This window comes from Sebaldella termitidis ATCC 33386, from assembly GCF_000024405.1.
Classification (GTDB): domain Bacteria; phylum Fusobacteriota; class Fusobacteriia; order Fusobacteriales; family Leptotrichiaceae; genus Sebaldella; species Sebaldella termitidis.
Window position 1 is genome coordinate 626,167 of sequence record NC_013517.1, and the last position, 11,948, is coordinate 638,114.

10 protein-coding genes are annotated in these 11,948 nt (G+C 35.0%); 5 read left to right on the plus strand and 5 right to left on the minus strand.

All coding sequences use genetic code 11. The features are described 5' to 3' along the window. The first annotated feature begins 121 nt into the window (after positions 1-121). Positions 122-901: a class I SAM-dependent methyltransferase gene (locus STERM_RS02815; RefSeq protein ID WP_012860043.1), complete on the plus strand. Its 780-nt coding sequence runs from the start codon at positions 122-124 to the stop codon at positions 899-901. Between the two features lie 112 nt (positions 902-1,013). Here the strand turns inward: STERM_RS02815 and galT are convergent, their stop codons facing one another. The 5 genes from galT to STERM_RS02840 all read right to left on the minus strand — a co-directional run bounded on the left by galT (position 1,014) and on the right by STERM_RS02840 (position 7,433). Further along, a complete protein-coding gene (galT, locus tag STERM_RS02820) occupies positions 1,014-2,543 on the minus strand; it encodes a UDP-glucose--hexose-1-phosphate uridylyltransferase (protein WP_012860044.1) in 1,530 nt (509 codons plus the stop codon). 9 nt (positions 2,544-2,552) lie between these two features. Then, positions 2,553-3,530 carry a UDP-glucose 4-epimerase GalE gene (gene galE, locus STERM_RS02825; protein WP_012860045.1) on the minus strand — a complete coding sequence of 326 codons (978 nt, stop codon included), beginning with the start codon at positions 3,528-3,530 and terminating at the stop codon, positions 2,553-2,555. A gap of 138 nt (positions 3,531-3,668) precedes the next feature. Next, positions 3,669-4,661, minus strand: a complete 993-nt coding sequence (locus tag STERM_RS02830) for an aldose epimerase family protein (RefSeq protein WP_012860046.1) — start codon at positions 4,659-4,661, stop codon at positions 3,669-3,671. A gap of 31 nt (positions 4,662-4,692) precedes the next feature. Continuing rightward, on the minus strand, positions 4,693-5,859 hold the full coding sequence (locus STERM_RS02835; protein WP_012860047.1) for a galactokinase: 1,167 nt from the start codon (positions 5,857-5,859) through the stop codon (positions 4,693-4,695). Between the two features lie 407 nt (positions 5,860-6,266). Further along, positions 6,267-7,433, minus strand: a complete 1,167-nt coding sequence (locus STERM_RS02840; protein ID WP_012860048.1) for an ROK family transcriptional regulator — start codon at positions 7,431-7,433, stop codon at positions 6,267-6,269. Positions 7,434-7,846: 413 nt separating this feature from the next. Between STERM_RS02840 and STERM_RS02845 the strand changes: the two genes are divergently transcribed. The 4 genes from STERM_RS02845 to STERM_RS02860 are packed head-to-tail and all read left to right on the plus strand — an operon-like array spanning position 7,847 to position 11,948. Beyond that, positions 7,847-8,554 (plus strand): MotA/TolQ/ExbB proton channel family protein, encoded by a 708-nt coding sequence (locus STERM_RS02845; RefSeq protein ID WP_012860049.1) that lies wholly within the window; start codon positions 7,847-7,849, stop codon positions 8,552-8,554. Then, positions 8,523-8,945: an ExbD/TolR family protein gene (locus tag STERM_RS02850; protein WP_012860050.1), complete on the plus strand. Its 423-nt coding sequence runs from the start codon at positions 8,523-8,525 to the stop codon at positions 8,943-8,945. The genes STERM_RS02845 and STERM_RS02850 overlap by 32 nt, the downstream gene beginning before the upstream one ends. Positions 8,946-8,968: 23 nt before the next feature. Beyond that, positions 8,969-10,963 (plus strand): TonB-dependent receptor, encoded by a 1,995-nt coding sequence (locus tag STERM_RS02855; protein ID WP_012860051.1) that lies wholly within the window; start codon positions 8,969-8,971, stop codon positions 10,961-10,963. Next, entirely contained in the window at positions 10,953-11,948 is a 996-nt protein-coding gene (locus STERM_RS02860; RefSeq protein ID WP_012860052.1) for a FecCD family ABC transporter permease, read from the plus strand. Before STERM_RS02855 ends, STERM_RS02860 begins: the two co-directional genes overlap by 11 nt.

Sequence of the window (11,948 nt, forward strand, 5' to 3'; positions counted from 1 at the left end):
TATAAAAATAACAATAAATTATCTTAGGATAAGTTTTATATATGTGATGAAAAAGATAAAATTTTGGGGACTTACACTTTTTATATTAAAATGGTATCATACAAAGAAACTGGAGGTATTTATGGATAAAAGAACTGAAGAGGTACTGGCAAAATCACTCACAGCGGAAACAACAGAGCTTTTAGAGTATATTCCGTATCTGCTGCAGGATTTGTGGGAAATAGGCAGCAGTCCTGAAGATATGGAAGAATTGATAAAGAGAAATATAAAGCATTGTGAAAAGTTCAAAGTACTTGATCTTGCATGCGGAAAAGGTGCTGTTTCTGTAAAATTAGCTGAAAGTATGGGATTTCATGTAAAAGGAATTGATATAATAAGAGAATTTATAGAATTTGCACAGGAAAAAAGCGAAGAATATAATGTTTCTGATTTATGTGAATTTCTTACAGGTGATATAAATGAAGCGGTTGCTGCGGAGAAAAATTATGATATTGTTATTTTCGGAGCTGCGGGTAATGTACTTGGAAATCCAGAAGAAACTATGAGGAAATTAAGCAGGACTGTGAAAAACGGCGGTTTTTTGCTTATTGACGAAGCTTATCTGATTAATTCGGCAGAAGATATAAAGTACAGAAATTATGAATATCTGACTTACGATGAATGGCTTGAAATATTTAAGAAATCTGGTCTTGCTTTAGTCGATGAAATAACGGCGGATATGGAACAGATATCCCATGATAATACAGATGTAGATCTTATAGAAAAAAGAGCAGAAGAACTGATAAGAAAGTTTCCGGAAAAAGAGAGCATATTTAAAGGATATGTTCGCAGCCAGAAAAATGAATGTGAAGATCTTGAGGAAAATATAAAAGGGATAACATGGCTTTTACAAAAATTATAATTATAAACTATAAAAAATCCGGATTTTAATTTTTCCGGATTTTATTAATTTATACAGGTTGTCTTATTGAAAAAAATTTCTTTTGAATACTTCTCAGAAATCAAAACAGTTTCTATTTACACAGGTCTAAAAATTTATGAAATCCTTTGTTTCCTGCGGCTGTATCCTTGAAAACCCCGCAGTCTTCCAATACCAGTGAAAATGTTTCTCCTATGGCATTATTAATTATTTTATCAATATTCTCAGAAGTTATATTCTGGCTCATAATAAATTTTTTACACCATTCTGTATGTTTTGCCGTCTCCGGATTATTAGCGATTAATTCCGGCGCATTTTCACAGAAAAGATATTTTTTGATAATGCTCATTTCTTCGCTTAGTCTGCCTGGAAGAACTGCAAGTCCCATTACTTCTATAAGTCCTATGTTTTCTTTTTTTATATTATGATATTCGCTATGCGGATGAAATATTCCCAACGGATGCTCTTTTGTTGTTCTGTTGTTTCTGAGAACAAGGTCAAGTTCAAAGCTGTTATCCCTGAATCTGGCAATAGGTGTAAGGGTATTATGTCTTTCTTCGCCGGTATGTGAAAGTATCCCGTTGGCTTCATCAGAATAATTTCTCCATTTTTCGAGTATGATATCGGCGAGATTCAGCAGATCCTCTTTTGTGCCTCTCAGACGAATAACAGACAGAGGCCATTTTACAATGCCGGCTTCTACTTCCGGAAATTCTTTAAAGAAAATTTCTTCTTTTATTTCTGCAACAGCCATGGGGAAGATATAATTTCCGCCTTGAAAATGATCGTGTGAAAGTATGGAACCACCCACAATAGGAAGATCAGCATTAGAGCCTATGAAATAATGAGGAAACAATTCTACGAATTCCAGAAGCCGCTCAAAACAGTCTTTATCTATTTTCATCGGACGATGCACGGCAGATAAAACAATACAGTGTTCATTATAATAAATATAAGGCGAATACTGCAGAAACCATTTTTCATTTTTTAGCTCCAAAGGAATGATTCTGTGGTTTTGTCTTCCGGGATGGTTTATCCTTCCGGCATATCCTTCATTTTCTTTACATAAAAGACATTTTGGATAAGAGCCTGACGGAGTATTTTTAGCCATTGCAATTTCCTTCGGGTCCTTTTCAGGTTTTGAGAAATTAATGGTAATATCCAGCTTTCCGTATTTATTTTCATACTTCCAGCGTTTGTCTTTTTTTATTCTGTCAGTTCGTATATAGTTGCTCTGCTGAGATAAAGCATAAAAGTATTCGGTTGCTTTAGTACTGTCTTTTTTATAGAGCTCGTAGAATTTGTCTGTAATTATTGAGGAACGGGGAATTATACGACCCATTATTTTGGAGTTCAGAAGATCCTGAAATGTAACTCCCGTATTCTCCATTTTATTATTTTGAATACACCAGTTTATTATATTATTAAGTATTTCTGAAGGATATTCCGTTGATTCGAGTTCTTCCTTCAAAGAATATAGTTCAGTTTCGGAAAGCTCCTGAAAATCATCCATTTCCAGAACTTCCAGAATTTCATTTCTTATAAGAATTCTGTCTTCATCTTCAATAAGGGAGTGTTTAAGTCCGTAATAAACCAGTTTTTCTATTTCATAAAAAATATTCATTTTTTTCTCCTAATATTTTCTGTTAAGTTCCCACTTCCAAGCAGAACTTATAATAGAGTCCAAATTATATTCCGGTTTCCATCCCAGCTCTTTTCCGGCTTTTTCCGAATCAGCCACAAGAACTGCCGGATCTCCGGCTCTTGGTCCCTCTTCTTCTACCGTAAAATCAACACCGGTAATAGCTTTTGTTTTTTCTATTATCTCTTTTACGGTAAAGCCTTCTCCGCTTCCCAGATTATAATTCAAACTCATATTTTCATTTTTCATTTTTTCCATCCCCAGAATATGGGCCTTGGCAAGATCGTAAACATGCACAAAATCTCTTACGCACGTCCCGTCTTTGGTGTCGTAGTCTGTTCCGAATATTTTTATACTTTTTCTTCTGCCGCTTGCAGCCTGTAAAATCAAAGGGATCAAATGTGATTCTGGATCATGGCTTTCGCCTATCAGTCCGTTTTCATCAGAACCGCTTGCATTAAAATACCGGAGGACAGTACTCTTTAGTCCGTAAGCATTATCATAATCTTTTAGAATTTCTTCTACCATGAGCTTGCTTTTTCCATATGGGTTTATAGGCTTCTGCGGATGTGTTTCGCTTATTTTTTCAGTTTCAGGTTCTCCGAATGTAGCGGCAGTAGAGCTGAAAACAAAGTATTTTACATTGCTTTCCACCATAGCGTCCAGAAGCTCCAAAACCTTAGAAACATTATTATTGTAATATTTTGCAGGAGCAGTGACAGATTCACCGACTTCGATAAAAGCGGCAAAATGCATCACAATATCTATTTTTTCATCAGAAAAAACTTTTTTCAGCCTTTCCTTATCTCCAAGATCTCCGTTAATTAATTTTACGCCTAGTATTTCTCCTGCTTCTTTATGTCCTTTTGACAGATTATCATAAATTATCGGGGTATAGCCTTCTTTTTTTAACAGGTTAACTGTATGTGAACCGATATATCCGGCTCCGCCTACTACTAATATATTCATTTTAAAAAATCCTCCCAAAAATTTTTTGAACTGTAAATATTCCTTATTTTTCAGTACTTTACTATGAAGAATTCTATTTCAAAAACTACAGATAAAGCTGTGCGGCTCAGAGGCTGAAGAAGTCAGGATACTGTCAGCTTACATGATGCTGAATTTGAAAACAGTTTTACTTCTGTAAGTATCATTTTTTTTCAGTACAGGTACTTTGAATCCGCTGAAGTTAACCGCATTGGGAATGTGCTGTGTTTCCAGACAGGCTCCGAGGAAACGCCGGGAATTAATACCGCCTGTAAGCAACATATTTTCTCCCATTTTAGTGGAGTTATAGAATATTACAGCCGGAGCATCAGTATTTACAGTCATTTTTCTACCACTTATTTTATCATATAATTCTATATTTTGGGAATTGTTTAATATAAAGGCGTGGTCATACGCCCCGGAAGCATTCTGAATCTGTTTGTCCTCGGGATCAATATTTTTTCCTATATTTTTGATAGTATTAAAATCAAAAGGACTTCCTTTTACATTTTTTATAACATCGGTAATCATTCCGCTTTCATCGATTTCTACAAAGGAATCAGAAGGAATTTTCAGATCATGCTCCAGCGAAGTTCTTTTATAATTTCCGCTGAGATTGAAATATGAGTGCTGTGTGAGATCAAGCAGAGTGTCTTTATCAGAAACTGCTTTATATTCCACTACCAGCTCATCTTCGTTTTCGATACGGTATTCTACTTCAATCTCCGCGGTTCCCGGATATCCTTCTTCTCCATCCCCGCTTGTGTAAGATAAAAGAATACCGCTCTCGGTATAGCTGAGAACTTCCCAGAAAACCTTGTTAAATCCTTTGCTTCCGCCGTGAAGATTATTATTCCCGTCATTTTTGGCAAGAGTATACTTCCTGTCATTAAGTATAAATTCCCCGTTTTGTATTCTGCCTGATGTACGTCCTATTAAAGAGCCGAGATAATCAGGATTTTTATAGTATTCTTCTATGTTTTCATATCCCAGTACTACATTCTCAAAAATTCCGTTTTTATCCGGAGTTTCGATTTTTCTGATGATTCCGCCCAAATTTAGTATTTCAATTTTCAATTTCGGACTTTTTAGTTCAAAAATTCTTAATTCCATAATTTCTCCTGTTCTGATATGTGATAAAGTTTTAGAGTATTTCATGTGCGCCGTCGCCTGAATGGGCGATATAAAAATCTGCAGTCAGACCGGTTTTTTCCTGATATTCTTTTCCTGTATTTTTTATAAAATCATCAATATTTTCATTTTTTACTATGCTTACAGTACAGCCGCCAAAACCTGCGCCTGTCATTCTTGATCCGATAACACCCTTTTGTTTTAGTGCGGCCTGCACGAGTGCATCAAGCTCCGCCCCGGCTACATCATAATCATCGCGAAGTGAATCATGAGACGCGATCATTAGTTTTCCGAAATTTTCAAGATCATTATTTGTGAGATATTCCACGGCTTCAAGAGTTCTCAGATTTTCATAGACAGCATGTCTGGCTCTTTTTTCATTTGTCTTGTCAGTGATAAGATGTTTATATTTTTCGAACTCTTTTTCTGTAAGATCACCAAGGCTTTTTATATTCAGGACTTTTTGGAGATCGTGAAGGGCAGCTTCGCACTGGCTTCTTCTTTCATTATATTTAGAATCGGCAAGGGTTCTTTTTTTATTGGTATTGGATATAATAATGCTGTAACCGTCAAGTATCAAAGGGACATATCTGTATTTCAGAGTATTGCAGTCAAGGATAACAGCAGTGTCCTGTTTTCCCATGCCAATGATAAACTGATCCATTATTCCCGAATTAACACCGATATATTCATTCTCAACTTTTTGTGACAGCTTTATCAGCTCTATCATATCAAAATTAAGATTGTATATATTCTTGGCAAGTATGCAGGAAACGAGTTCTATGGAAGCAGAAGACGAAAGACCTGCGCCGTTGGGGATATTTCCGTAAAAGAGAATTTCCAGTCCGGTATCAAAGGCTGCACCACTTTGCTTCAGATGATGAAAAACGCCCTTTGGATAATTTGCCCAGTTATCTTCAGGGTTAAAGTCCAGATTGCTCAGATCAATTTCTATAATTCCCGTATTTTCAAAATTCAGGGAAAAAAGTCTTAATTTAGGCTCGGAAATTTTTCTTGTGAGAGCATAAGTTCCTTGTGTAATAGCACATGGGAAGACGTGTCCGCCGTTATAGTCGGTATGTTCTCCGATTAAATTGACCCTGCCCGGAGCAAAAAATACTTTTTCATTTTTATTATTGAAAATTTCTGTAAATTTTGCTTTTAATTCGTCTAAATTCATATTTTCACCTACTTTATATTTTATATATTTATAAAAAAATTCTATATTTATTTTGTCTGAAAAAAATTTGATATCAGACAATCTGCTTCTTTTAATTATAATTCATAAAATTTATTTTTCAAAAAAAAAGAACTCTGTTTTAAAGTTCTTTTTTAACTTTTAATCAAAATAAAAAAAATCTGTTTTAGACTGACACCTGCTGTATCTTGTTTGCTTTTGGCTAAGCAGCTGTTCATGTTTTACTGCTGCGTCAGCTGGTGATAATACATCAGAGGGCAGACGGACGATATCATTTGGCTGATTCCAAATAAGATATAATACCAGTCTGCGAAAAAACTTATTTAACTATATTGATAAAATGAACTAAATATTTGCAAAAGCCGTATATTCAATTCTCGATAAAAAATCTATTTTATCAGCTTTCTTCCCTTGAATAAATTAGTGGTAACGAGGGAAAAGGCACCGTATATTCCTATAGAGTCATATAATTTAGCAGGAACTGTATGAAGATCTTTTTCAAGACCGTCAAGGATATTCTTTTTTATTCCTTTATTCAGATTGACAAAGAAAAGCGAATCTGTATTGACAATTCTTCCTGCTACTATAACCAGCTTTATATTGAGTATATTCAGAAGATTTCCCACTGCTTTCCCTATTTCATAAGAAGAATTTCTTACCACGCTGAAATATGGCTCTTTTTTTTCAGCTGCCATTTTGTATATATCTTCTGTTTTCAGGGAGATATCTACCTTCTCCTGTATTTTTTCCAGTTCGGTAAGAACTTTGTTTTTTATTGCTTCGTCGGAGCTTTCTGCTTCAAGACATCCGTATTTTCCACAGCTGCATCTTCTTGATGAATTTTCCACAGCAGTGATATGTCCGATTTCTCCTGCACTGAAGTCAGAGCCTTCATAGGTTTTACCATTCAGAAAGATGGCTCCGCCGATTCCATTGCTTATATGTATGACCAGAAAATTATCGGTATTCTGTGCCCGTCCAAATTCATGCTCTGCAATTGCCATGGCTCTCACATCATTATCAATGATTACAGGCAGAGAATACTTTTTTTCTATAAGCTCCTGTATATTCAGGTTTTTCCATCCGAAATGTGGGGAAAATATAGATATTCCTTTTTCTCTGTTAACAGTGCCGTGAAGTGCAAGACCTATGCCGAGAATATCATCTTTAGAGTATTCTTCAAGGACATTATCTATTTCCTCAAAGAGTATACGCAGAATTTTTTCCTGACTGCGGATATAAAAATTTCTTCTTTTCATACAAAGAAGTTCTCCGTCGAGATAGCTGAGTGCAGTTTCTATAAATTCGGGACCAAAATTTATCCCCAGAATCATTTTATATCTATGGTTTATCTTGAGACTTTTTTCCGGTCTTCCGCCAGTAGATTTCAAAATGTTATTGTTTTCAATAAGTTTCAGTCCGCTGAGTTTTTTTATTATTTTGGTAACAGCGGCAGGTGTGAGTTCAAGGCTTCCTGATAGTTTTATTCTGGAAATTTTATTGTTTGTTCTTATTTCCTCGAGAGCCTTATAGTCGGTAATATTCAGCTTTTTCAATACAATCACCTACAATGTCAGATTTTGTTAAAAAATTCTATTCTCCACATAATTATAACACATTTAAATTCTAAGAAAGAGAAAATTTATAAAAATACACAGGAAATGCAAATAATAATGCAATTTCTTTTATTCAAAATATTTATGCCGAAAATGGCTGTAGATATATTGTATATATGGAAATTTATTATACTTTGATTATATAAATATATTTATATTATTAGTAATGTTTAGCTTATCAATGTATTTAGTTTTTAAGTTTAGATATACAAAAAATGTTTTTTATATACATATTTTAAAGGATAAAAATAAAAAACATTGACATTTATTTTGATTATCAATATAATTGATTTAAGTAAAAAAGTATATATAAAGAAAATAATTTGTTGTTCAAAATAAAAAGGAAGTGGGAAATGAAAGTAGTAAATTATTTAATTGTCGGCGGTATTTTCATGTGGCCGATATTGATGGCTCTGGTATGCGGAATGGCAGTGCTGCTGGAGAAAACATGGTATTTTCTGAAAAATGAAAAAGACATGACTGATAAGTTTAAGAAAAATCTTATAAAACTTATTCAAAACGGAAATAAAAAAGAGATTATAGATTTTTGCAGTACAAAGAAAAATTCCGTTGCCAAAACAATAAAAAATACTCTGGAAACATTTGAAGAAGATGAAGGGGGAGATTTTGACCCGCGTTATCTGGAAGAAATAGCCAAAGAAACTACTCTGGAACAGATTACCAGACTGGAGAAGGGAATGTGGCTTTTGAATATAGTGGCAACTGTATCACCTCAGCTTGGACTGCTTGGGACTGTAACAGGAATGATAATGGCATTTAAAGGTCTTTCGGGAGCAGGCGGAGCTGATTCGACAATAATAGCGGCAGGGATATCAGAAGCTCTTTATACTACAGCTTTTGGTTTGATAGTAGGAATTCCGGCACTTATTGCATATAACTTTTTTGACAGAAGAATAGACAGTGTACTGATAGAAGTGGAACGAATGACTGTATATCTTACGAACAGCATGCAGAATAAAAACAACGGAATAAAAAATTCCTACAGAGTTTTTAATCAAGGAGAAGTCTATGAGAAATATGAGACGCAGAAGAAGAACTAGAGGACCGGAAATTTCCATGCTGAATTTGATTGACATAATTTTCACGATGCTTATTTTCTTTATGGTAGCGACGACATTCAATGTATACAGTAATCTGGGCATTAACGTACCTGATTCGGAAATGAAAAAAACAGAAACAAAGGAACAAAAAGTAGAAATTTTATTAAATAAAAATAAAGAATATTTTTTAAAGACTGACAGTGCTGTAAGAAAAATAGATGTAAACAATCTTGAGGCTGAGGTGTCATTTTTGAAAAATACAAAGGAAAAAAACATAACTCTTACTGCGGATAAAGAGCTGGAATACGGGATGATAATAGAGCTTATGGGAAAATTAAAAAATGCGGGGATAAAGGATATTAATCTTAATATACAAGCTACAGGTGTATAATAAAAATTCATATAGGAGGAAAAATGTTTAAGAAAATTGCAATTTTATGTTTATTGGCTATTGCTCTTCTTGCCAATGCAAATGAGGAAGTCACTGTTACAGGTGAAATCAGAATGGACGAGAATATAACAACAACTACAGGTTTTGAAAGTACAGTAAAGGAGCAGGTAAAGAATGTTACTGTAATTTCAAGAGATGATATAGAAAAGAAAGGATATAAGAATCTTCAGGAAGTACTTAGAGATGCACCCGGTATTACATTTGTAGATGCCGGAGGCGGAGCAAGTATTGATATGAGAGGTCAGGGAGATAAAGCTGTTTCTAAAGTAAAAGTACTTGTAGACGGAGTAATGATGAATCTTCTTGATACTTCACACGGAGTTACACCTATTAATACAATAGGAGTATCAAATATTGAAAGAATAGAAATAATTCCCGGAGGCGGTGCCGTGCTGTACGGAAACGGAACTGTAGGGGGAGTGGTTAACATTATAACTAAAAAACCTACTGAAACAGGCGGAAGAATAGGTGCGGAATATGGTTCGCACTATGATAAAAATGCTAATGCCTATCTGGGATTTAAGATAAATGAGCAGCTGTACCTAAACTTTGATTACAGCGGAAGAGACGCACATACATACAGAGATAAGGAAGAATTCAGAAATGACTACTGGGCGGCAGGAATAAGATATGATATAAGTGACAGACAATCATTGGCGTTTAAAGGAAGCAGATTCACAGAGGACGGGACTTCGGTAGGAGCTCTTACACAGGCTCAGATGGATCAGAACAGAGAACAGGCAGGTTCGTCACTTACAAATTATGATGAAACAAGAACTGAATTTGTACTGGATTATGGAATAAATGTACTGGATAATCTTAGATTTGACATTACAGGATATTGGCAGGAAGATGAGACTAAGACAAAACAGGATGCTAAAATGGGGTCAATCTCTTATACTTCAAACGGATTATTTGATGATGAAAAATTTGGAATAAACCTGAAGGGTAAATATAATTATTCAAAAGGGGAATTAATATTCGGTTACAACTATCTGGACAATGATATGAAAAGACAGAGTCATTCAATACTTGCATCAGGTGCAACAATGAGTAAAACAACAGTAGACCTTGGAAAAGTGACAAACAGTCTTTACATCTTAGAAAAGCATAATATTTTGGATAACTTGCAAATCATCGGCGGATTCAGAGAAGAGTGGGCTAAATATACTATAGACAGAACAGACGGTACTTATGCGCTTAACAAAGATGATAATGACAGTAACAGTGCATGGGAACTGGCTTTAAATTATCTTTACAGAGATACGGGGAATGTATATATGAGATATGAACACGGATTCTTATCACCTACACCAACACAGCTGACAAATAAAGATCCGTTAACAGGATATTACTTAAATGACCTGAAATCGGAAACTTACGATACATATGAAATAGGAATGAAAGATGTAGTTTTAGGATCTTATGTTTCATTAACTGGATTCTATACTAAGACAAAGGATGAAATTTCACAGGTGTTTACTACCGGTCATGGTATGGGATGGGAATTCTATAACCTTGATGAAACTGAAAGATACGGAATCGAAGCATTTGCAGAGCAGTATTTCGGACCTGTAACAATAAACGAATCGATAGCTTATATAGATGCCGAAATTACTTCCGGAAGTAAAAAAGGACAGAATATACCTTATGTATCTGATATCAAAGCAACTATAGGCGTAAAATACGAAATTATCAAAAACCTGAATGCAGGATTAAACTTTAACTATTACGGAGATGCCGAAGATGCTGCAGGAAAGAAAGTAGATGCTTACAGTACTACAGACTTCGTAGTAAGCTATGACTTTGAAAACGGAATTGGAATTATAGCCGGAGTTAATAATTTATTCAATGAAAAATATAATACATACCAAAGTACAAGCACAAGTACCGGGGTAACTGAATATAAACCCGCAGACGAAATTAATTATTATGTAGGAGTGAGATATGCATTCTAGTACTAGAAGGATTTATATTATCTTGATAGTTCTGTTGTTTATGATTTCTATATTCTCTCTTTCCACAGGAAGTGTCCAGATTCCGAAAACCGGAATTATAAAATATTTCCTTGGAATGGGGGGAGATTTAAGTGATTCAATGAAGACAATACTGATAAGTGTAAGGCTTCCAAGAATTTTGATGGCTGTACTGATAGGAATGCTGTTATCCAGCTCGGGAACAGTAGTACAGACAGTTTTTCAGAATCCTCTTGCAGATCCTTATATAATAGGTATAGCAGCTAGTGCCACTTTCGGGGCGGTACTAGCCTTTGTCTTTAATTTGCCTGATATTATGTACGGGGTTCTGGCTTTTGTAACATCTGTAATAGTTTCCATTATTATTTTCAAATTATCAAAATCCGGAAATAAGTCTGATATTACCACGCTTCTGATAATCGGAATCGCAATATCGTCTTTTCTGGGAGCCTTTACATCTTTTGCAATGTACCTTATAGGTGAGAATTCATTTAAGATAGTAACATGGATGATGGGATATCTGGGATCGGCAACATGGGAAAAAATAGTAATTTTATTGTTTCCCCTGATAGTATCTGTATTTTATTTTTTTGCCAAAAGACACGAACTGGATCTGCTTCTCAGCGGAGATGAAGAAGCACATGCTTTGGGAGTTAATGTAGAAAAACTGAAAAAAAGAATGCTGGTGGTTGCTTCGTTAATTGTGGGATTTTCTGTAGCATTTACAGGAATGATAGGTTTTGTGGGACTGATAGTGCCGCATACGATGAGACTTCTGACTAAGAGCAGCAGCAATACAAGACTGATACCCCTTGCTTCCATTGGAGGAGGAGTTTTTCTGCTTTTTTGTGATACTATTGGAAGAACCATAATTGCACCTGTAGAAATACCAATCGGGGTTGTTACATCATTTTTCGGTGCACCGTTCTTTTTATATCTTGCTATGAGAAGTAAAAAGGGAGGATAA